Here is a 23,130-nt window from a genome sequence, read left to right on the forward strand (position 1 = left end):
GCGTCATGGTCAAGGTTGTGATGATGCTCCGGCAGGTTGCGTGTGGATCTCGCTTGGAGACATTCAACTGCCGGAGCGTGTAGATGATTAATATTCGTTGACTGGAGTTGGGCTCATCGTCAGGGACAAGTCCAGATTGCCGTTGCGGCAGCGGATATCGTCCAGAAATTCTTTTTGATTCGTCGTTGGCTTCATGGTGACGAGATACACGAGTTCGTACAAACTGCCTAGCTCGGTCGTTCTGATTTTTTTCAGGTCATATTGCACGTCGAATTTGTGAAATACTTCGTTAAAGGCTTCTTCGTAGCCGAGATTTTCAGGAATGGTCACTTTTAGCATACGTTGCTCGGTTTTCTTACGACCGAAGTTGAAGCGGTTGAGCAGAAGCATCAGTGCGCAAAGGATCAGCGTGAACAGGACTGCGTAACCGTAATATCCGGTACCAACTGCCAGACCAGCTGCCATTGTGAACAGGACGTATGCGATGTCCTTCGGATCGCCGGGAGCACTGCGGAAACGGATAATCGAGAAGGCACCAGCAAGACTGAATGCTCTAGCGATATTGCTGCCAATCAGCAGGATAATGATGGCGACGATGACGGGAAGCAGTACCATCGTTAAGGTGAAGCTTTGGGAAAAACCGGCTTTGTTCGTTTTCATATACGTTAGGCTGATGATACCGCCGAGAATAATTGAGATTAGAATGGTGATCAGCGCGCCGCTCAGAGTGAGGTCGGTCGTGCTGGTGCTTAATGTGGTGCTAAACAAACTATCAAGCATAGAGGATCGTCTCCTTTTCGGTAGGGATAGTAATGACAGGTTCGTTGACCGGTACCAGCTCCGGTTGGAGAATTGGTAGAGTCGGTGTCGGTTGGTTGCGATGTTTGATCATTTTCTTGTATTCATTGCCGTATTTGGAAAAGCCGGTGCGGTACAGCCCGTGCTTGCCGAGCAATTTAGATAACCAGAGGGGAACGGTGTTTTCCGCTTTGACCTCCATCAGCCATTGATCCGGTTCCATCAGCTGTTCGCCATAATCGCCCTGCTCCAGCTTCAGATCGTAGCGTCGGCAGCGAATGTTAGTGTCAAAGGTGATCCGTAGATCGCGGCTTTCCTTGCTGAACAGTGCTTTGCGGTCGTACGAGAGATACAAGCGCGGAGCCAGATCGTACAGTCGCAGGAAGTAGCTGATTTCGTTGACGACCTGCTTGTTCATATAATCCTGAAGTTCAGGAGCAACACCAGTGCGTACAAACTCGTATGCTTCATCCAATCGCAGCGCCGTACGACGCTTGTTGACCAGCCCGGTGAATTTCTTTTTGATCTCCAGATAGACTTTGGCGTTGGCATCCGGTACACCGTAAGCACGAAGGCGAAGCTTTTCTTTGTACTTCGGTTTGGATAAACTTTCGCGGATCAGTGTGTTGCTTGGTGTGTCGTAGTAGATGTTGCTAATGCTGTAAAAGTCGTGCTGCTTGTTGTACGCATCCAGTTCCATATATTCCAGCAGGTCAGCGTACAGTTCATTGAATTTGGCGGTGTTCATTAGGTATTTGCTTTCGTAGCGGTTAAACACTTCAATAGCCATGTGGATCATTTCCTCTCGTATGTGGGATGCGATGTGCTCTATGGTTTGGACCGTTTGTCGTTTGTTTTGACTGTGTGTCTGTTGCTTATGTTTGTATCTTACGGGGGGAACCTTTAGTGAATCTTAAATGTTTTACATTGCGATAATAAATTTACAAACATCTACATTAGGATCGAATGCGGTGAAGTAGCGAATATTTTCTTTCATTAATAGCGCGAATAGCAATAGCACAAATAGCATCGAAAGAGAATAAGGCGAAGACACGGACAAGGTAAGGATTCGGCATGAAAATAGATTCCGCACCTATACGGAGTTATCGCAGGCATACAAAAAAACACTACTCCTGCTTTCGCGGTGGAGTAGTGTTGAGGTGTACCTTTATGTGGGTGATTGTGGTAATTTGCCGATTGGTGGTACTGATGTATGGGTGTGATGATCGTATGATCATGATATGGTCTATTGGTAATGGGATTGCCATATTGGGTTTGATAGTAGGATTATATCAAGTGTTCGATAAACTATGATCCCAACGCAATCGTTCAGCAATCAGCGCGATAAATTCGCTGTTGGTCGGTTTGTTGCGAGTAGCATGGACCTCATAGCCGAATAGGTTATTAATGCTGTCCATATTGCCGCGCGCCCAAGCGACCTCGATCGCATGGCGAATCGCACGCTCGACCCGTGGCGGGGTGGTATCGTATTTTTCGGCGATTTGCGGGTAGAGGATTTTGGTCATAGAGCCGAGAATACCCGGGTTTTGGTGAATGAGTGCAATCGCTTCGCGCAGAAATTTGTAGCCTTTAATATGCGGCGGGATGCCGATTTCGTTGATGATAACGGTGATGTCGATCTCCAGATTGCGCACGGTTCCCGGCGATACGGCGGTAGCCATCGAGGAATGGATCGCTGGCGGCGTCGGTCGCGTGGGTGCAGCCTGTGGTGCTGTTCCTTTACTTGGAACGCTCACCAGCTGACGAATGCGGTTCATCAGCATCTCCAGATCAAATGGTTTCACAATATAGTACGAAGCACCCAGCTCAACAGCGCGCTGCGTAATATTTTCCTGACCAAAGGCAGTCAGCATAATAATCTTCGGTAGCGGTTTACCTTTCCAATCCTGCAACCGCTCCAATACACCAAGTCCGTCCAAATGCGGCATAATAATATCCAAAATGAGCACATCCGGCAGCTGCGGCATCATATGCATCATGCGCAGCACTTCCTCCCCGTGCGCAGCGACACCCGCCATCTCCATATCCCCCTGCCGGGAAATGTAATCCGACAACATATACGTAAATTCCCGGTTGTCGTCAGCAATCAAAACTTGAATTTTCGTCATGGTATGTTCTCCTCTCTGCACATTCCAGATTCCGTTTCCATTGATGATCATGCGCAAACACCTTGTTAATAGATGGTATTATCCCCTATTCTGTCAACATGACTGAATGCAGGAGCGATATGGACAAGTGCTTACATGATGTGCTGCGTATACGTGAAGGATGGGAACCGGATTTGCTCTGAATTTTCAATAATCAGACCACTACTTATTTACTATATTAGTTCTTTTGACTCATAAAAGAAAGTGTTTATTTCCAGAAAGTGCTATCCGCACTAATTTGGACCATCGTTTGGCGGATATATGTTCTACTCGATATGGTTCATACGAGATGGAATTTGCTTTCCACCCCAACGACAACCTGTGATACGCTGATACTAATCTGATGCCATGAAGTATGAAGGCTTGGAGTATTGCTTGGAGTATTGGAAATGAGCATGATCTATCATTCCATTAAGGTTCGCTAAAGCTTACAACGCTATACTACACACAACCGATGTACACGTACCCGGCGATACGCTGGAATAAGCATAGATGAAGGAGATACGACAATGAGAATACTGATCGTGGAGGATGAGCTGCATCTGGCGGAAGCGCTCATGCAGATTTTGAAAAAGCACAACTATTCGGTAGACGCTGTACATGACGGTCGGACTGGGCTAGATTATGCGCAGAGCGGCATTTATGATCTGCTGCTGCTCGATATTATGATGCCGGAAATGGATGGAATCAGCGTGCTCAAAACGCTGCGCAATCAGGGCGATTCTACACCAGTCATTCTACTGACTGCCAAAGGGGAGACTTCCGACAAAGTGACTGGTTTGGATTATGGCGCAGATGATTATATTGCGAAACCGTTCTCGTCCGAGGAGCTAATGGCGCGTATTCGTGCCGCGCTGCGCCGTAAAGGTGAGGTTCCGCCAGACGACTCGCTGCGTTATGGCGATCTGGAGCTGAATGCCGCCAATCTCAAGCTGACCGTAGGCGGCAAAGAAATGAAGCTGAATTTGAAGGAAACGGAACTGCTGGAGCTGCTCATCGTGCGCAAGCAATCGATCACATCTAAGGAGCAGATTATCGAGAAGCTATGGGGATTTGATTCCGAGGCGGAGCATAACAATGTGGAAGTGTATGTATCCTTCCTGCGTAAAAAGCTGAATTTCCTGCATTCGACAACCAAGATCAGCACCATCCGCAATGTAGGCTATGTACTTGAGGTGAATGAGTAATGTTTAAGCAGCTACGCAATCGCTTTCTGATTCTCAATCTGGCGACCATCTCCATTCTGATGATCATCGCCTTTGCTTCCATTTATACGATTACCTATCGGGATGTGCAGAACGATATTCAGCAGGAGATCAGCCGCATTTCTGAATCGTACATGCACCCTGGCAACGGACAAGGTCCACCCGGCTCACAAAATAATGGCAGTAGTAATCCCAATTCCACCTCTACCACCGAACCGTCCACATCCCATTCTACATCCAGTACGGATGGCGATACATCGACGGGTACAACTACTAGCGATACCAGCCTGACTATGAATGACGAAACGCAGCGTACAAATGCGAATACGGCAACCAGCCCATCCAATGGCAATATGATGAATGGTACGCCGGAGCGTGCGGTTGCATTTATGATCGAGACGGATACTGCGGGTAGTGTGATCAATCAGAAATCGCAGGTCGATATTGAGACTAGCGTATACACAAACGCCTTAAAAGAAGCACTGGATCAAGGGAGCCAGCGCGGGCAATTCACGCTGGATGGCAGCGACTGGACATTTATCCGCCAGCCGCTCAACGATGGGTATTTGTATACGTTTCTGGATATTACGGCGCGGCAGGATATTTTGACCAACCTGGTATATACATTTGCCGCTGTCGGTGTCGTGATGCTCATTCTGCTCTTTTTCACGAGTCGGTACTTTGCGAACCGTTCGATTCAGCCAGTACGCGAAGCATTTGACAAGCAGAAGCAATTTATCGCTGACGCTTCTCATGAGCTAAAAACGCCGCTGGCGGTCATTAATACCAATACCGATGTGCTGCTCGCCAACCCAGACGATACGATCCGCAACCAGTCCAAATGGCTGCATTATATCAAAGGCGAGACCGAGCGCATGGCACGTCTTACTGGCGATTTGCTGTTTCTAACTGAAATGGAGCAGACGCGTACCCCGATGATGTACACCGATTTCGATCTGAGCGACACAGTGGAAAATATCATTCTGACGATGGAAGCAGTCATTTTCGAGAAAAACCTGACATTGGACTATGATATTACGCCAGGTCTGGTAGTCGAGGGCAGCAGCCAGCAAATCCATCAGGTGACTATGATCCTGCTGGACAATGCGATCAAATATTGCAATACAGGCGGCGACATCAAGCTAACGCTACACCGCCAAGGCAATCAGGCGGTGCTGTCGGTTACGAATACCGGTGACGGTATCGCTGCCGAACATCTGCCTCGCATCTTCGACCGCTTTTATCGCACAGATACGTCGCGTGCGCGCAAGCTGGGCGGTCACGGACTCGGTCTAGCCATTGCCAAATCAATCGTAGAGCAGCATAAAGGAAAGATCGAAGCGACCAGCGTTGTTGGTCAATCCACCACCTTTTACGTATATATGCAGACACAATCCTAAGTCGGAGCCAAGCTTCCACTTCGGTTGACTGTTCACCCTCACGCTTCGTTCAGATAGTTAGTAATAATTTTACAAAAAGGCTCTGCTGGACCTACAGCAGAGCCTTTGTTTTGGGGTATATAATACATGCGGTGATTCCGCCAAGATGACATTACCCTTTTCAATCTCGGCTTATTGTTCAATCTTGCCTGATGGTACTTCAATGTCATACGGTATTCGATACAAACCATTTGAGATACTTATCCCATTTTACAATAGAAAGGAACATTCCCTGTGAAGCGAGCCATGGTTATTATCAATCCCTCCTCCGGTAAGGAGCAGGCACAACAATATGTGGAAAAGGTTGAACAGCTTCTACGCGACGAAGCTGGATACGATGTCGTAATTAACGAAACCGCCAAAGAACTGGATGCGACCAAATATTGCGCGTCCGCATGTGCGGACTGCTTCGATCTGGTCATCTCCATCGGTGGCGACGGCACGCTGCATGAGACGATTAACGGATTGTTGGATCAGCAGCACCGCCCGCAGCTGGGTGTGATTCCGCTCGGTACGGTGAACGATTTTGCCCGTGCCTTGAATATTCCGCTTAATACGGATGAAGCCATCCGCACCCTGTTGTCCTCCAATCGGCGCAAGGTCGATATGGCGCGATTGAACGATCAATTGTTTGCCAATGTGGTAGCAGCCGGTTCGATGGCAGAATCGCTATCGTCCGTTACCTCCGAGGACAAATCCAAGCTTGGCGCCTTTGCCTATTTCCGTGAAGGATTCCGCGAATTGATCGGTGGCTCTGCTTCGCCACTTGTGATCGAATACGATGGACAAACATGGTCCGGCGAATCGCCACTATTTATCGCTACCCTGACCAACTCAGTTGGTGGTTTTGAAAAGATCGCCCCGGATGCCGAGGTGGATGACGGCTTGCTGCACGGCTTCATTATTCACAACCTGAATCTATTCAACACGCTTGCTGTCGGCACATCCTTGCTGCTAGGCAACCTGAAGGATCATCAGGACGTGACTTACTTTACCGCTCGTCAGATTACGGTCAGCTCTACGGAGCCGGTACGTACTAATGTAGATGGTGAGGAAGGACCGACACTACCGATTAACATGCACATTTTGCCAGCACATGTGGAAGTGATTGTGCCGGAGACGGCGTAGTGATGCGAAACAGAAGAATGAGATGAATCTAGGTTCTTTCATTTTTTTGTCCTGATTATATCTCAGTATGGAAAATAAAGATGAAACCACTTGATTAGCCATGTGGATTTTGACTTATATGTAAATACGAAAGTAGGGGATTACTCCCCTACTTTTTTTATTTTGTAATATTAACTGACTGTTCCATAGAATTAAACTATGATGCTAAAGTGTATGTATTGAATTAAAAAACAGAGAAAGAGGATAAATATGAGTAGAAAAAATAGAATTGGTATTTTAGTTTTTGCTATTGTTATTATTGCTGTAGTATCTTTGTTCTTTGTTTTCAAACAAGAGCGTCAACATTATATCTTTTTAATTCCACAAAACTATACTGGACAAGTCGACATTGTTTTTGAACAAGAAGGAGCTGCCCCTTTGAAATATGAAGGAAAAGATGCTATCGTTCAAATTCCAGATACAGGTAAGGTTTCAACATCAGACTCCAATAAAACTGGCACAATCGACTATTACTTTATAGACAAGAATGGAAACAGAGAAAAAATAGATGATATTCAAAATGTCATTCACAACCTTCATACTCAGTCAGGAAACGACAATGGAAAAAATATAAACGAAACTATTCAATTTTTTGTAGGCTCAAAAGATGATGTTCAGTAGTAAATATTCAGCTTTCAACCCAAACACTAGTACATGTAAATTTCTTATTACTTGTGCTAGTGTTTTTTATACTATATAGAATATGTTCATTACACTTTCTACATACCCAACAAAAAAATAAATGCCTGATTTTCGGCGATGAATATGTCAGGCAGACGATATACTACATGTATACTCAAGCTTCCACATGAAAGGACGTATGAACATGATTGCACTGGATCGCAAGCAGGAATACTATCAGGCGCTGATTTCAAAAAATACAGAATATGAAGGATTGTTCTACGTAGGTGTCAAAACGACCGGCATTTTCTGCCGCCCTACCTGTCCGGCGCGCAAGCCAAAATTTGAAAATTGTGAGTTTTTTGACAATGCACAGCAAGCGCTACTGGCATCCTTCCGTCCTTGCCAGCGCTGTCGTCCACTGTCGCATCCTAATCATGTGTCCGATGTCATTCGTACACTGGTGGAAGCTGTGGAAAACAACCCGGAAAAGCGCTGGAATACGCAAGATTTCCGCGCATTGTCTATCGACGAATCGACCGCACGCCGTCAGTTCAAAAAGCGGTTTGGCATGACCTTTGTAGAATATGCGCGTGCTCGCCGTATGGGGCTAGCGCTCAAGCAAATTCGCTCCGGTCAAAGCGTGATCGACAGCCAGCTGTATACCGGCTATGAATCGGGCAGCGGCTTTCGCGATGCGTTTGCCCGCATTATGGGCGATGCGCCAACCAAGCTGAATGATCAGCATATCCTCAAAGCAGCATGGCTGGATACGCCGCTCGGTCCGATGATTGCCATTGCCGACGAGCAGGCGCTGGTGTTGCTAGAGTTTGTAGATCGGCGAGGCTTGGAGCGCGAGGTGGAACGATTGCGTTTACGTACAGGCTCAGCGATTATCCCCGGCATGAACGATGTGATCGAATCTATCGAGCAGGAGCTGGAGCAGTATTTTGCCGGAACCTCTCTGCATTTCTCTACTCCGATTCGTATGATCGGATCGCCCTTTCAACAAAGTGTGTGGCAGCAGCTCATGCAGATTCCGGTTGGCGAAACACGCTCGTATCAAGGCATCGCTATACAGCTTGGTCGACCGACTGCTTCTCGTGCTGTCGCTCGCGCCAACGGCTCCAACCAGCTGGCGATCATCATCCCTTGTCACCGCGTCATCACCTCCAGTGGCGAGCTTGGTGGCTATGCGGGAGGGTTGACCCGTAAGGATTGGCTGCTCAATCATGAGAGTCGGCATAATACAATATCTTAACGATATAAATATAGACGTACTATTCAAATACTCACATGTATATGCACAGACAAATAGACCCGACTGGCAAGAAGAGATGCTTCTCTTTGCCTGTCGGGTCTATTTATATCATTGCCGTATCTTTACACTCTTATACATGCTTGCTTCATCTAGTGATTATCGATTCGGACGCTCACGTTTCGGAATCAATCCCCATAGTCCAGCGAGACCCAGTAGACCAAACCAGCCCCATTTGCCGCTGCTGCCGTTATCCATGTCGTCCATATCATTCATATTCATCGTATCGCCAGTTGTTCCGGTGGTTGAACCGGTCGTGCCAGTAGTCCCCGTTGTACCGGTTGTTCCTGTACTACCTGTTCCCGTTCCATTATCTGTACCCATCGTTCCGGTCGAATCGGTTGTTCCAGTGCCTGTACCTGTTGCCGGATCGGTCGTGGTGCCTGTTCCATTGGTGGTGCCAGATGGATCGGTTGTCGTTCCTGTTCCCGGCGTTGTCGTTCCCGCGGGATTGGTCGTACTCCCAGTCGAATCGGTCGTACCGCCCATTGAGCCGTCAGTCGTTCCGGTTCCATCCGTTCCCATCGTGCCGCCTGTGCCTCCCGTAGTACCGCCAGTGCCATCGGTTCCTGTCGTACCGCCAGTTGTTCCACCGGTACCTGCTCCAGCATCCGTTCCGATGCCTGTGCTTCCTGTACCTGTTCCTCCTGTTGTTCCGCCCGTACCACCTGTCGTTGCAAAAGCAGGTACTGCCGCACCCGCGGATACCAGCATAGAAGCCAGCGCAATCACCTGAATTTTCTTCATCATCGTGTATTCGCTCCTCTAAGATGAGTTATGTTCTGATAGGCTACTATTAACCCTCCTCACCTCAGCGAAACGAATATTTTCTAATTATTGGAATTAAAATCACCTCTGCGAAAAGAATCCGTGCCTGATTTTCGGCGATGACGAGTGCAAACAAGCGATATACTACAGCTATACTCATACAGAAAAGAGAGGAATGATTCTATGAACACTTTTGCCGTACAAACCGAACAATTTCACAAACTTCATATTCCAGGGCAGCCGCTCATCCTCATGAATGTCTGGGATGCAGGCAGCGCCATCACGGTAGAGCAGACGGGAGCACAAGCGCTGGCTACCGGTAGCTGGGCAGTCGCTCATGCGCATGGTTACGAGGATAGCGAGCAATTAGCATGGGAGCTTGTGCTGGCGAATGTACAACACATATGCCGTGTTACGCATACACCCGTAACGATTGATATCGAAAGTGGATATGGCGTTGATCCTGACATGATTGGTCGCCATGTATTACAAGTGATCGCGTATGGAGCCGTCGGCATCAATCTGGAAGACCGCTTGCCGGATGGGCAGGGATTGTATTCCATAACCGAGCAGAGTGAACGCTTGCGAGCAGCACGCTATGCTGGGAATCTGCATGATGGGCAACTGTTTATCAATGCACGGACTGATCTCTTTTTCCAAAATCCAACGGATGCTCATTCCATCCAACATATTGACCAAGCCCTTGAACGTGCGCAGGCGTATGCAGAAGCGGGAGCGAATGGGTTGTTTGTACCGGGTCTGAGTGATTTGGCATTGATTGAAGCACTTTGCAAGCAATCTCCGTTACCGATTAATGTCATGGTGAACAGCGAAGCTGATTGGAACGCATTGGCGCAATGTGGCGTTGCACGCATAAGCTATGGACCTGCACCGTATTTGCAAGCCTTGCAGACGCTGAAGCAAATGGCACAACAGATATACGATTTGCCGCTTGTGAAATAACCTTATGGATACAAGTAACAACGTATAAATAACATATGCAGTGTCATGATTCATTTCATAATTATCTTCTACCCATCTCATGCAAAAGAAAAAGCCGGGGGCTACATCGCCTCCGGCTCATATTCACTTAGCTTGCCCTCATATACTAGTCGCAATCGCTCACTGCTGCGCAAATCCTCCGGCGTCACCAGTGCAGGCAGCTTGCTCCACAACTTAATGCCAGAACGATGCAGAATCTCTGCTACAAATTGCGAGCAGAAATAGGAGTTGCTAAACTCCACCGGTTCCTGAATAGCCACGCCAATCACACCAAGCAGATTATAACCATACTTCTGACTGCTGCGGATAAAAATATGCAGCACTCGCTTCATTTTTTCGACTTCACGCGGCATTACCTTGAGTTCATAGATTACACAAGTCGTATTGGGATACTTGCTATATGTACCAGTCTGGATATTTTCTTTGACAAAACCGCCGTTCAGCGGATTCTTCGGCTGCTTGCGTCCGAAGCTGTACAGTTCGCTCAATTCACGGTCAAACGAGATCGATGCGTGGTTGTAAGGTGCCTTCGTATACAGCTGAATCATACGTGTGAACAGCGTGCCTGTATTCGTCAGCAAAATATAAACGGATTGTTCCTCGTTCATGCTGCAATTCCCCTCTTATCAAGTTGGCATTATTCCTTCATAATAACATAGGAACCTCTGTCTGCTGCGACATATTTGATACGACAGAGCAATCTTACTTCTTAATAGGCGGTGGTAGCATATGAGCGCGTCTTTGCTTACGCTCATTCTCGTATTTACAGCTTTACTGATCGTCCAGCTTGTCTACATAATCATTGGCAAAATCCAGCCAGAACGCGATTACCGACTGATCGGTACACGTATCAAAACATGGTGGGGCATGTTCTTTATTTTCTGTCTAGCCACGCTGTTCAACCAGATTGTATCACTACTCTCCCTGATGGTATTGACCTTCTTTGCCCTCAAGGAATACTACTCAATGATTCGCACGCGCAAGGCAGATCGGCGGCTGTTTCTGTGGTCGTATCTGGCAATTCCGCTGCAATTTTACTGGATCTATATCGGCTGGTATGGCATGTTTATCGTGTTTATTCCAATCTATGTATTCCTGCTGTTGCCTTTGCCACGCCTGATTAACAAAGGCACTGGTGGCTTCTTACGCAGTGTTAGCTCGACCCAGTGGGGCTTGATGCTAATGGTATTCGGTCTGAGCCATCTGGCATATTTCCCATTTGCAACGCCACAATATGGCGGCAGACTGGTGCTGTTCCTCGTGCTGCTGACCCAGCTGAACGATGTGGTGCATTACGTGGCATCCATGTATATCGGCAAACACAAAATCGTTCCCACCTCCAATCCGCATCTCACATGGGAAGGCTTTGCCTGTGGATTTGTGGCGACGTTGGCAGCAGCGTATATCGCTCATCCGTATTTAACGCCGTTTGGAACAGGCTTTACGTTCATCATCGCGGCGCTGATCAGTCTGGCGGGCTTTTTCGGTAGTTTGACGATTTCCGTGCTGAAGCGGGATCTGCTTATCGGTGACAGTGGCAGAGCCGAAGCGCTCAAGGAAAGCTATCTTAGTCGCGTGGACAGTCTGACCTATACAGCACCGGTCTTTTTCCATGTTGTGCGATATGTCTTTGACTTTATGTAAAAAAAGAATCTATACTTTGTTCAGATGCACAACCCGGATGACCAATCAGGAGGCTGAAGATGTACAAGCTCTCAGACAGACAGGCACAGGATATCGTCGACAAAATGATGCAGGACATTCCGTACAACATCAATATTATGAACGAGCAGGGCATTATCATCGGTAGCGGTAACGCCCGCCGCATCGGTTCCGTCCATCAAGGCGCGGTTGCTGCACTGCAAACCGGTACGATGGTTGAAGTATGGCAGGATGGTCGTCTGGAGAAAAAAGGCACCAATGAGCCGATCGTGATCAACGGTCAGCGCATTGGTGTGATTGGCATTAGCGGCGAACCGGACGAAGTCCGTCCATTTTGCAATCTGGTACGCACTACGGTCACACTGCTGATTGAGCAGCGCAGCCGTTTGGAAAGTCTCGCACATGAAGCGAACCGCAAAAAAGCGTTTTTGGAGCAGCTGCTGCGCTATACCGGCTCTGCCTATCCGCCGCGTATGCGACGCGAAGCAGCAGAATACGGACTGGACCTGCTGCTTCGCACGACCGTCCTGCTTGTCCGCCGCCTACAGCTAGATGAACCAACCGCACGCGTACTGCTGCAATTCCCTTCATTTCAAACAGGCGAGCAGGACGATATGCAGCTGATCTTCGTACAAAATGAAGCAGAATTGCCGTCCCTGTTAGATACGCTGCGGATGCAGCAACCTCAAGCCCAACTCACAGCCGGACGCCCCGAATCACTGATTGCCCATAGCTATGCACAGGCGCAGGATACGATGAATGTCCTACTGGCGCTGCAACCAGATACTTCGTTTGCTACCTATGATCAGCTACAATTCATTATCCAGTTTGGACAAGCGGTAACGGCGACCCACAATCCCGTTGCCAAGCTGGAAGAACATGCGGATCTGCTGCTCACGCTACGTAGCTTTATTTTTCATAATGGCAGCATTCATGATACGGCGTTGGCTCTGAACATTCATCGCAACACCCTACAATACCGACTGAAACGCATCCAAGCCATTACCGGACGCGATCCACGGCAATGGCTGGAATTGATCGAGCTGACGCATGGATTGCTATCCATGTATCTGACACCATAATGAGCAGGCTGATATTATCCTAACGATAGCTTCAGTGTACGACCGATATTTTCCATTGTGCGCTCTACATTGGCAGGTCCTTGCTGCAATAGTTGCTCTAGCTCCCCTGCTCCCGGTACGATGCCGAATACAGCATCAATGCCTTCCTCATACAGCGTGTCGATCCCTTCGCCCACATAACCAGCAATCGCAATGACTGGCTTGCCTGCTGCCTTTGCCGCTTGCGCGACACCATGCGGTGTTTTGCCAAACTTGGTCTGGAAGTCGATACCGCCCTCACCTGTAAAGACTACATCTGCTTTAGACAGCTGCTCCTGCAAGCCAGTATATTGAATCACAATATCAATCCCACGCTGCAAGGTCGCTTGGGTAAAGGTCATCAGTCCCGCACCCAATCCGCCTGCCGCACCTGCACCGGGAAGCTCCCGTACCTCCTTGTGCAGCTGCTGCCCAATCACATCCGCATAATGCTGCAAACTATCATCCAGCTGGCGCACCATCTCTGGGGTCGCCCCTTTTTGTGGACCAAATACATACGATGCACCCTGCTCGCCGCACAGCGGATTGCTCACATCACAGGCAACGATCAATGCCGTCTGCTGCAACCGTTGATCCAATCCACTGCAATCGATACGATCCAGATGTGCTAGCGCTGCACCGCCACGCGGTAATACCTGCCCCTGCTCATCCAGCAAACGGACACCGAGCGCTTCCGCCATCCCAGCGCCTCCATCATTGGTCGCACTGCCGCCAATGCCGATAATAATGCTGCGAATCCCCTGTTCCAAACAAGCAAGGATCAGCTGCCCCGTACCATAGGTGGACGTAATCAACGGATTTCGTTGCTGACGCGGCACCAGATGCAGCCCGCTTGCCGATGCCATTTCAATCGCTGCTGTCTGTCCATCGCCTAGAATGCCATAGCTTGCTAATACTGGTTCACCGAGCGGTCCACTAACTTCCAGCTGCATCATCTTGCCACCAGACGCATCCACTAGCGATTGCACTGTTCCTTCGCCACCATCTGCCATCGGTACATGAATATAGTTGGCATGCGGGAACACGTGACGCAGCCCTTTTTCCATCGCCACACATACCTGCTTGGCAGTCATGCTTTCCTTGAATGAGTCTGGTGCCAGTACAAATGTCTTTTCGCTCATCTCTCTCCACTCCGTCCCTAGTATGATCTCTCTGTTATAGCTATTGTCTGTAACGACTATGGTCCGTTCGCCTTTATAACAAAAATCCATACAGCAGTGTCGCTACAATCGCCATCGTGCCGCCGACCATCGCTTCATACGGTACAACGCCAAGCCGCTGACGGATGCTCATTTTCATACTATCTGCTGTCACGTGGAAATAGTTGCCCTGCGGCAGTGAGTCAATCACAGTCGCGCCTGTATGCACCATCACTGCGGCTGCAAGCGGAGCAGTACCCATATTTAGAATCGCTTCCCCAAACGAACCCGTTGCCAGAATGACACCAGTTGAAGTGGAAGCCGTCGCAGCCGCCATCAGAATACCGGAGATCGGCGCGAGAAAGGTTCCCGAAATGCCAGATGCATCGATCAGCGCCACCACCTGCGACGACAGATTGGATGCCGAGATCAGTCCAGCAATCCCGCCCGCACCGACCAGAATCAGTACCGTAGCAGTCATTTTATTTAATCCAGCGGTTGTGTATTTCACGATATTATTCGCCTGTCCCATCGCCAGCATGCCGATAATACCGGCAATCGGTAAAATGTACATCGCGTCCACCTTGAAGCTGGATAACCAGCTAATCCCTGCGATCGAGCCGATTGGATTGATCATCAGCAGCACAACTGCCACCACTGGCGCCACAATCGCACGGCTGAGCGGTGGATACTTGGACATATCCACATCCCCATCATCCGCTTCCTCAGCAGACACCATATCGCCTTTGTTCTTCAATAGCGAAGCAACAATAACAGCAACCGCCAGACCACAGATCGCTGGCACAAAGCCCGCCAGCATGACGCTGCTCAGATCCAGATCGAATCCACGCGCCGCCGCAATCGTATTCGGATTGGGTGAGATGATATTGCCTGCTTTGCCTCCACCGGATAACGCAACCAACAGTGCTAGCTTGGAAATGCCCATCTTGTTGCCTACCGACAAGGCAATCGGTGCCACGATCAGCACCGCCACTGGAATAAACACACCAACCGCCGTGATGATCATCGTTGCCAGCGCCAATGCCAGAATCGCCTTGCTGCCGCCAAATTTCCGTACAATCGCCTGTGCAATCGTCTCAGCTGCCCCCGATTCCATCATCACGCCAGCCAGCACACCCGCTGCCAGCACGCGCAGCACCGTGCCCATCACGCTCTGGGTACCGCTTACAAGAATACTAACCGTCTGTTCTAGATTCGCACCGCCGAGCAATGCCCCAACAATCGCACCCAGAAATAACGCATAGACCGGATTTAATTTACGTAAAATCAAAACAATCGCAAGCGCCAGCCCTGCCAGCGCACCAAGCCATCCAATCGTCAATCCTTCCATACCCGTCTTCCCCCTACGCACATAGTGAACACGCTTTCATTATATATAGGGATGTCGTTAAAACATATTGATGAACGGACGAAATTCATTGTGCATCTGCACAATCCATTAGTAATATAGCGAATATCACGTACTCCCTAAACAGCAAAAAGCCCAATTCTCCGCACAGAAGAAATTGGGCTTACACATGGCTTTCGATGCTATTGCATGAGCTTCCTTATTAATCATATCGCTGTATCTGCGCTCTTCATTCAAGATCACTGTATCCGCACGAATGGTGAGTATCATCAACGAGCGATCATATCCTGATAAGGATACAAACATACTCCACGTTCAATGTTCATGTTAGGCAGTTGCTGGCTTGGCGATCTCAGTACCATTCAGAATCAGACGGTAGTTAATAGTCGCGCTCAATGAATCCGATACCGCACAATACTTCTCTTTGCCCATCTGAATCGCGCGCCATACACGGTAATCGGGAATCTCGCCATCTACATGGAAGATCAGATCAATATCCGTGAAGCCCTTCGGCATCTCCTCACGACGCGTACCGTCTGCTTCAATCCGAATACTCTCAATCTGACCTAGAAAGGAATCCAGAATCATCGTAATATCAATACCGATACAGCCCGCCAGCCCTGCCAGCAGCAGCTCCATCGGCGTTGCGCCTTTGCCGAGTCCGCCGTAAGCAGGAGTCGCATCCATACCAACTGGATAACCAGAAGGACCTGTCGATTCAAATGCACGTCCACCGTGCCATACTGTTGTTACATTCATAGGTAGTACCTGCCTTTATATAAATTTGGTTTTGTATATTGTGTAACGCGATGGTGTATCATTCATCCCTTGCTATTCATCCCTTGCTATTGATCCTTTGCAATCAATCCCGTATCTCTCTCTCAATGATCCAATACCTTACTCAAAAAGCGCTGCGCCCGCTCACTAGACGGCTGTTCAAAAAACGCCTCCGGCTCGGACTGCTCTACAATCCGACCTTCATCCATAAAAATGATCTTGTTCGCCACTTGGCGTGCAAACTTCATCTCATGGGTGACCACGATCATCGTCATGCCTTCCTGAGCAAGCGACTTCATTACATCCAGCACCTCGCCTACAAGTTCTGGATCAAGCGCAGAAGTCGGCTCATCGAACAGAATCAGCTCTGGCTGCATCGCTAACGCACGCGCAATACCGACACGCTGCTGCTGCCCACCGGACAATCGCGACGGATACTGATCCTTTTTATCCAGCAAGCCAACGCGTTCTAGCATCCGCTCGCCCAGATTGCGTGCCTGTATCGCACTCATCTTTTTCACCATTCGTAGCGATTCGGTCACATTACCGAGTGCCGTCTTGTGCGGATATAGATTGAATTGCTGAAATACCATACCGGTGCGGCGGCGAATCTGCGCCATGACACGCTGCCGCTGCCGAAGCGACATCGTGCCGTTCACCTGATGATCCTGCACTTGAATTGAGCCACTGCTCAAATCCTCCAAACCGTTAATGCAGCGTAGCAGTGTGCTTTTGCCTGAACCGCTCGGTCCGAGCAGTACCACAATCTCACCCGCCTGCACATCCAGATCAATCTCATGCAGCACCTGATGCTTGCCAAAATGCTTGGATAGATTCCGAATCTGTATCATCTGATCCACCTCCTGTATGCTCTCTATCTATGCTTCATCTTCTACTCAATATGCCCGTGCTAAGCGTTTTTCCACCAATTCCAGCAAGGTGGAAAATACCGTACTCATCACCCAATACATGATAGCGATGCCGAGATAAAATGGCATATAAATGTAATACTGCGCAATCAGCAGATCCGCCGAACGCATCAGATCAGTTACCGTAATGACAGAGACGAGCGAGGTTTCTTTAAGCATGCCAATAAATGTATTGCCCATCGGCGGAATCGCTACTCGTGCTGCCTGCGGTAAAATAATACGCCACATCGTTTGCAGCGAGGACATGCCTGTCGCATACGCCGCTTCGGTCTGCCCTTTTGGAATGGACAAAATCGCGCCGCGGAATGTTTCCGACAAGTACGCCCCGATGTTGATACTAAGCGCAATACATGCTGCTGGTACGGCATCCAGCGTGATGCCATAATCGGTTAATCCGTAGTACACGATCACCAGCTGTACGAGCACGGGTGTACCACGAATAATGGATACATAAAAGCGTGCTATCGCACGCACCAATTTGTTGCCCTTCATACGCGCAATGGCTACCACCACGCCGATGATCAATCCGAAGAACATCGAGATCACTGTCAGCAGCAGCGTATAACCTGCACCCTTGAACAGAAACGGCAAATTGTCCCATACGAGCTGCCAGCCCGATTCACCGACCGTTTGCATGTTTCCATCCCTCCTTCCTATCTCTCATGGTAAAAGACTGCGCCATAGTAGCGCAGTCTTGATATCACATCATGAAGTTGATGATAGCCGCTTATTCTGCAGGCGGTTGCTCACCAAACCATTTTTCAAAAATCGTATTGTATGTGCCGTCGTCCTTCATATCCTTGAGCGCTTTGTTCAGTGCTTCCAGCAATTCTGGATTATTTTTGCGAATCGCAATTCCTGCTTGGTCAGACTTGATCGCATCGCCGACAGCTTTGATTTTGAACCCATTCTCTTCCACAACCGGCTTCAGTGCATAGATGTTGTTGATCGTTGCGTCGATACGTCCCACATTCAAATCCTGCAACGTCGTGATCACATCGTTGTACGTTTTGATCGTAAAGTCACCAACCTGCGGCAGCACTTCGTTACGCAGATACGTTTCGTCGTTCGTGCCCAGACCAACGCCGATGTTTTTGCCTTTAAAATCAGCAAGCTTGGTAATATCGGTATTGGTTTCGTTGACGATGATCTTCACCTGATTGGTAATGTACGGATCGGAGAAGTCCAGCTGCTGCTTGCGCTCGTCCGTAATCGTCACCTGACTGATGATGGCATCGAATTTGCCCGCTTGCAGACTCGGAATCAGACCGGAAAATGCCTGCGTCGTAAATTCGACCTTCACGCCAAGACGCTTGGCAACTTCATTCGCAATATCTGCATCGAAGCCGATGACCTGCTTGTTGGAATCCAGATAGTTGTACGGTGCATAGGTTCCCATCAGACCGACCTTGAGTACGCCAGCAGACTTGATCTGCTCCAGCTCGTTACCGCCCGTTGTTGTAGCTGCTTCCTGACTGCCTGTACCGCCTGCATTGCTGGACGTGGATGCTGCATTCCCGCATGCGCTCAATACCAGTGTAAGTACCATAACCAGTGTGAGCGTCAGCGCGCTTTTACGTTGAAACAATGACTTCATGGATCATTCTCCTTTATATAGATATGCCGGTTTGTGCTTACTTATAACCGATATACATTGTTGATTGACTCGTCAGTCGGTTTATTTTTAAATCCTATCCGATAACTTGGTTATTGTCAATTGCTTTCCTTCTCGTCTGACCAAATAATTTTCGTTAGGATCAAGCGTTCTTCCGTGCATACGTAGCAAGCATGTATCGTGTATGTCGTTTGCCTATACGATACACGAAAAAAGGATGTATCTCCTTTTCAACTTGGGAAAAGGGATACATCCTTGATCTATACCGTCTATGCCGCTTAGGCAAAGATTCGTTTGAGTTCACTCGCCATCAGCTGCCATGCTTCTTCGGCATTAGCAGGGGTGCCGTTGTGCGTGAAGCCGTGCGCTTCGCCAGGGTATTGTCGCTTGGTGACAGCCACACCGGCTTGCTCAAGGTGCTCTGCGTATTTCTCCGCTTCCGCTGCCAGCGAATCTTTGCCTGCTGTAATGACAAGCGCTGGGGGCAGTTTTTGTAAAGAGGAAATCGGCGCAAACACCGGCGATGCCAGTGGATTGCGTGGATCAGCACCCTCTTCAAAATACATCGCGTTAAACATACGTGCCATATCAACTGGAATCGCTTCGGCAAAGGCTGGCTTCTCTGCTGGATCGGTAGCCAGATCAAGTGGCGGATAGTCAAGAATCTGATAAGCGATTGGCAGCTCGCCACCTTTATCCAGATTCAGCAAGCAAACAGCAGCAGACAGATTGCCACCGGCGCTGTGCCCACCGATTGCCAGCTTGGAGCCGTCGCCGCCCCATTCCGACGCATGTTGATGAATCCATTGCGCCACTTCGTAACACTGATACACGGCGGCAGGGAATTTGTGCTCCGGTGCCAGTACATACTCCACGTTGAACACGATACAACCGGATAGATCGGCAATATACGCACACCACGGATCGTCCATTTGCGGATCACCAAGCACGAAGCCGCCGCCATGCAAGTTTATGAACACTGGCGCTTGTTCCTCAGCATCCAGCGGACGGTAGATACTTGTGCGTGCGTCGCCATAGGTGGTAGGAATGACAATCTCCGTACGCTGCGCCGCAGGTGTACCCGGAGGCGAAAGCGTACCGCCATCTACTTGCGTAAATTGCTGTTCACGTATTTCACGGATCATCTTCAGTTGTTGTTCTCTCATCCATATCACTCCGTTTCAATAAAATAACTGCAAAGGATACTATAATCAACTATCATTGAAGGCTCTTTTCTAACAACCTGTAACAGGTATCAAACGTACCTGTTACTATATAAGATACACCTTTAAAATCACTACATTCAACTTTGGTCGATCTTTTTCTTTCATTTATTATATATTTATCCATCATTATACTTTCCTTATAAAAACAGGCTCTATTTCTTACTTCACCAACGACGTTTGAGCCATCCCCCTATCATGATACTCGTAGCGATCAAACTACAATTGTCCCCAGTACACCTCTGTCTCATAATCCATATAGACAACTCCATCCTGCTTCGTCTCGTTGAACAGCCGCTCCGCTTCCTGCATGAGCGGCTCATATCCCGGTTCACCCGCTGATGGTACATAAGAAGTGGAACGCAATCTACCCTGCACCCCATCCAGATCCATCACCTGTCGATTGATAAAAGTAGCCCGCTGCATCGTGCCATCCCGAAATACTGGATGCTGCAACTGGCTGAACATATACTGATGATTCACTTCTTTGTAATCGGTACCAAATTGCTGTAGCAGCTGCTCATATCGTTCCAGAAAATCACTGCCGGTCTGTAGCCGCGTATTCCAGATCAGCGCTAGCTTGCCATCTTCTCCAGCGATTCTGCGAAATTCTTGGATCGCGCGTTCCGTATCAAACCAGTGGAATGATTGCGCGCAGACGATGACATCGACACTATGATCTGGCAAGTTCGTCTGCTCTGCCGATCCATCCATCAGATGCAGAGGTGCACTTGGCAATGACTTCTCCGCAGCAAGGCGCATCGGCTCATTCGGCTCTACCGCGAATACTTCCAATCCACGTTCCAGTAACAATGCGGTAAAAATCCCTGTTCCTGCACCGATGTCAGCTACCTTTTGCCCAGCCTCTATACCCATAGTGTTCTGCATATAATCGAATAATTCCGCTGGATAGCCCGGACGATACTTCACATAATCATCTACACGCGTCGAAAAACGTTTGGTTACATCCTGTTTGTTTTGGTCACTCACTACAATCATCCTTTCTGGAATAGGATTCTCTAGAATCAATTTGTTCCATCTGATGAAACTGAGTTTTGTTATAGAAAAATTATATACCAAACACACAGACATTCCAAATCCATATGATGCTACACTTATATATGAATAACGCAGTTTCACCTACGCTTTATTCTCTTTTTTTATATATTCCCGTCTGTTTCACTACAATCTCTACATTACAGACGTAAATGAGTCGTGATTAAATATACATTCTGTCTCAAAGGTTAGAATGTATATATCATCTCAGAAACATCATGTCGCAAACCGTCACCCTTACCCAAGGTTTGTCACTCTTATTCTGCTCTAGGTAAGACATCTACAGTAATAATATGTTAGTACATCTAACGACTAATTCTTCAAATGACTTCGCACTTTATATACCTCAACTCCTTTATCAATTACATATAGACACATTTTCATACATATATATCCATAAATAAGTTCCAATCCCCCTATTTTTCGCCAAAAATCGCATAGATTCTATTTATTTTTACAAAACCAATTGACATACTTGGTTTTAGCTTCTATATTAAATTCTAACATTACAAGTCGCACATCAATTAAAGCTTTAACGCAACCATGTACAGGGGGAACTAACCATGAAAAAGTCTTCAAAATCCGCACTTCTGCTCTCTATTCTGATGGTCTTCGCGATCGTGCTGAGCGCCTGCGGAAACGGAGCAGCAGATAACAACGCTTCGGGAAGCACAGAGAATGCTTCTGGCAACGCTCTTGCCGGTAAAAATATCGCACTGATCATGCGTCTGAACAACGGTAACTTCTCCGCCCAGTATGTGGACGGCGTGAAGGATCAGGTTGCTAAATACGGCGGCACTGTTACGGTGATTAGCGCCGACAATGATCTGAGCAAAATGGCATCTTCACTCGATGCAGCAGTTAACCAAGGTCAATTCGACGGTATCCTGATCGACCACGGTGATGCAGGCGCACTGACAGCTGGTGTACAAAAAGCAGTGCAAGCCGGTATTCCGGTTGTTGCCTTCGACTCCGCACTGGACGGTATTCAAGGCGTAACAAGTCTGGCACAAAACGACCAAAAAATGGCGGAGCTGACACTGGATCAACTGGCAGCCGATGCTGGCGGCAAAGGCAATATCGTCAAAATCTGGGTGGCCGGTTTCCCACCGATGGAATCCCGTCAAATCTCCTACAAAAAATTCCAAGAGAAATATCCAAATATTAAAGAAATCGCTGCTTTTGGTACAGCAGACAATGCACAGCTGGATGCACAAACGCAGATGGAAGCGATTTTGAAGCAATATCCGAACAAAGGCGATATTACAGCGGTATGGGCATCTTGGGATGAATTTGCCAAAGGTGCTAGCAATGCAATCAAACAAGCCGGACGCAATGAGATTAAAGTGTACGGTATCGATATGAGTGACGAGGATCTGAGCATGATTCAGGATACGACCAGCCCGTGGGTAGCTTCCGCAGCGGTTGATCCGACCACAATCGGACGCGTACAGGTTCGCTATCTGTACCAGAAATTCGCAGGCGATACATCTGACCAAAAAGTTGAGCTGGAGCCTGTTTATGTGAAACGTGACGATCTGCCGAAGGATAAAAAAGTAACCACTGCCGATCTGAATCAATACGTGAAGGGCTGGGGCGAAAGCGATCAAGGCAATACCGATCAGCTAAAAGAACTGGAAAAAGCAGTCGCAGCAGCGAAGTAATTGCAAGCACAGGATAGCAAGATCATCCTATCCACTACGATGTGGCTATCCTTGCTCCCATGATGTATGAAACGAACAAAACCGTGATC

Annotated in this window: 22 protein-coding genes; 9 read left to right on the plus strand and 13 right to left on the minus strand. The window is 48.3% G+C overall.

Features of this window, described 5'->3' with window-relative positions; translation table 11 throughout:
- Positions 1-87: 87 nt before the first annotated feature.
- The 3 genes from ABXR35_RS20840 to spo0A all read right to left on the minus strand — a co-directional run bounded on the left by ABXR35_RS20840 (position 88) and on the right by spo0A (position 2,927).
- Positions 88-780, minus strand: coding sequence for a DUF4956 domain-containing protein (locus tag ABXR35_RS20840; RefSeq protein ID WP_367063980.1), 693 nt, complete (start codon positions 778-780; stop codon positions 88-90).
- Positions 773-1,588 (minus strand): polyphosphate polymerase domain-containing protein, encoded by an 816-nt coding sequence (locus ABXR35_RS20845; RefSeq protein WP_367063981.1) that lies wholly within the window; start codon positions 1,586-1,588, stop codon positions 773-775. Before ABXR35_RS20845 ends, ABXR35_RS20840 begins: the two co-directional genes overlap by 8 nt.
- Before the next feature lie 502 nt (positions 1,589-2,090).
- On the minus strand, positions 2,091-2,927 hold the full coding sequence (gene spo0A / locus ABXR35_RS20850; RefSeq protein WP_367063982.1) for a sporulation transcription factor Spo0A: 837 nt from the start codon (positions 2,925-2,927) through the stop codon (positions 2,091-2,093).
- Positions 2,928-3,475: 548 nt separating this feature from the next.
- On the opposite strand from spo0A, the gene ABXR35_RS20855 reads away from it, so the two are divergent.
- The 5 genes from ABXR35_RS20855 (at position 3,476) to ABXR35_RS20875 (ending at position 8,659) form a co-directional block, all read left to right on the plus strand.
- The gene (locus ABXR35_RS20855) at positions 3,476-4,153 is read left to right on the plus strand and encodes a response regulator transcription factor (RefSeq protein WP_367063983.1); all 678 of its coding nucleotides are present in this window, start codon (positions 3,476-3,478) and stop codon (positions 4,151-4,153) included.
- Positions 4,153-5,571, plus strand: a complete 1,419-nt coding sequence (locus ABXR35_RS20860; RefSeq protein ID WP_367063984.1) for a sensor histidine kinase — start codon at positions 4,153-4,155, stop codon at positions 5,569-5,571. The genes ABXR35_RS20855 and ABXR35_RS20860 overlap by 1 nt, the downstream gene beginning before the upstream one ends.
- Before the next feature lie 273 nt (positions 5,572-5,844).
- Positions 5,845-6,738 carry a diacylglycerol/lipid kinase family protein gene (locus ABXR35_RS20865; RefSeq protein WP_367063985.1) on the plus strand — a complete coding sequence of 298 codons (894 nt, stop codon included), beginning with the start codon at positions 5,845-5,847 and terminating at the stop codon, positions 6,736-6,738.
- A gap of 249 nt (positions 6,739-6,987) precedes the next feature.
- Positions 6,988-7,398, plus strand: coding sequence for a DUF6843 domain-containing protein (locus ABXR35_RS20870; RefSeq protein WP_367063986.1), 411 nt, complete (start codon positions 6,988-6,990; stop codon positions 7,396-7,398).
- 205 nt (positions 7,399-7,603) lie between these two features.
- Complete coding sequence (locus ABXR35_RS20875) at positions 7,604-8,659, plus strand: bifunctional transcriptional activator/DNA repair enzyme AdaA (RefSeq protein ID WP_367063987.1); 1,056 nt, start codon at positions 7,604-7,606, stop codon at positions 8,657-8,659.
- 156 nt (positions 8,660-8,815) lie between these two features.
- On the opposite strand, the gene ABXR35_RS20880 is transcribed toward ABXR35_RS20875, so the two are convergent.
- A complete protein-coding gene (locus ABXR35_RS20880; protein ID WP_367063988.1) occupies positions 8,816-9,466 on the minus strand; it encodes a hypothetical protein in 651 nt (216 codons plus the stop codon).
- A gap of 201 nt (positions 9,467-9,667) precedes the next feature.
- Here ABXR35_RS20880 and ABXR35_RS20885 point away from each other — a divergent pair, with 201 nt between their 5' ends.
- Entirely contained in the window at positions 9,668-10,447 is a 780-nt protein-coding gene (locus tag ABXR35_RS20885; RefSeq protein ID WP_367063989.1) for an isocitrate lyase/PEP mutase family protein, read from the plus strand.
- A gap of 101 nt (positions 10,448-10,548) precedes the next feature.
- Here ABXR35_RS20885 and ABXR35_RS20890 read toward each other — a convergent pair whose 3' ends face one another.
- Positions 10,549-11,094 (minus strand): hypothetical protein, encoded by a 546-nt coding sequence (locus ABXR35_RS20890; protein ID WP_367063990.1) that lies wholly within the window; start codon positions 11,092-11,094, stop codon positions 10,549-10,551.
- A gap of 121 nt (positions 11,095-11,215) precedes the next feature.
- Between ABXR35_RS20890 and ABXR35_RS20895 the strand changes: the two genes are divergently transcribed.
- Positions 11,216-12,130 carry a phosphatidate cytidylyltransferase gene (locus tag ABXR35_RS20895; RefSeq protein ID WP_367063991.1) on the plus strand — a complete coding sequence of 305 codons (915 nt, stop codon included), beginning with the start codon at positions 11,216-11,218 and terminating at the stop codon, positions 12,128-12,130.
- Between the two features lie 59 nt (positions 12,131-12,189).
- A complete protein-coding gene (locus tag ABXR35_RS20900; RefSeq protein ID WP_367063992.1) occupies positions 12,190-13,230 on the plus strand; it encodes a CdaR family transcriptional regulator in 1,041 nt (346 codons plus the stop codon).
- 14 nt (positions 13,231-13,244) lie between these two features.
- On the opposite strand, the gene ABXR35_RS20905 is transcribed toward ABXR35_RS20900, so the two are convergent.
- The 8 genes from ABXR35_RS20905 to ABXR35_RS20940 form a co-directional block, all read right to left on the minus strand.
- Positions 13,245-14,390, minus strand: a complete 1,146-nt coding sequence (locus tag ABXR35_RS20905; RefSeq protein WP_367063993.1) for a glycerate kinase — start codon at positions 14,388-14,390, stop codon at positions 13,245-13,247.
- 73 nt (positions 14,391-14,463) lie between these two features.
- A complete protein-coding gene (locus tag ABXR35_RS20910) occupies positions 14,464-15,759 on the minus strand; it encodes a GntP family permease (protein WP_367063994.1) in 1,296 nt (431 codons plus the stop codon).
- Between the two features lie 345 nt (positions 15,760-16,104).
- Positions 16,105-16,536, minus strand: coding sequence for an OsmC family protein (locus ABXR35_RS20915; protein ID WP_367063995.1), 432 nt, complete (start codon positions 16,534-16,536; stop codon positions 16,105-16,107).
- Positions 16,537-16,658: 122 nt separating this feature from the next.
- Positions 16,659-17,405: an amino acid ABC transporter ATP-binding protein gene (locus ABXR35_RS20920; protein WP_367063996.1), complete on the minus strand. Its 747-nt coding sequence runs from the start codon at positions 17,403-17,405 to the stop codon at positions 16,659-16,661.
- A 45-nt stretch (positions 17,406-17,450) separates the two neighbouring features.
- On the minus strand, positions 17,451-18,119 hold the full coding sequence (locus tag ABXR35_RS20925; protein WP_367063997.1) for an amino acid ABC transporter permease: 669 nt from the start codon (positions 18,117-18,119) through the stop codon (positions 17,451-17,453).
- 91 nt (positions 18,120-18,210) lie between these two features.
- Positions 18,211-19,080, minus strand: a complete 870-nt coding sequence (locus tag ABXR35_RS20930) for a substrate-binding periplasmic protein (RefSeq protein WP_367063998.1) — start codon at positions 19,078-19,080, stop codon at positions 18,211-18,213.
- A gap of 296 nt (positions 19,081-19,376) precedes the next feature.
- Positions 19,377-20,264 (minus strand): alpha/beta hydrolase, encoded by an 888-nt coding sequence (locus tag ABXR35_RS20935; RefSeq protein WP_367063999.1) that lies wholly within the window; start codon positions 20,262-20,264, stop codon positions 19,377-19,379.
- A gap of 276 nt (positions 20,265-20,540) precedes the next feature.
- On the minus strand, positions 20,541-21,311 hold the full coding sequence (locus tag ABXR35_RS20940; protein WP_367064000.1) for a class I SAM-dependent methyltransferase: 771 nt from the start codon (positions 21,309-21,311) through the stop codon (positions 20,541-20,543).
- Between the two features lie 629 nt (positions 21,312-21,940).
- Here ABXR35_RS20940 and ABXR35_RS20945 point away from each other — a divergent pair.
- Positions 21,941-23,041 (plus strand): sugar ABC transporter substrate-binding protein, encoded by a 1,101-nt coding sequence (locus ABXR35_RS20945; RefSeq protein WP_367064001.1) that lies wholly within the window; start codon positions 21,941-21,943, stop codon positions 23,039-23,041.
- Positions 23,042-23,130 lie beyond the last annotated feature (89 nt).

The organism is Paenibacillus sp. JQZ6Y-1 (assembly GCF_040719145.1).
GTDB lineage: Bacteria > Bacillota > Bacilli > Paenibacillales > Paenibacillaceae > Saccharibacillus > Saccharibacillus kandeliae.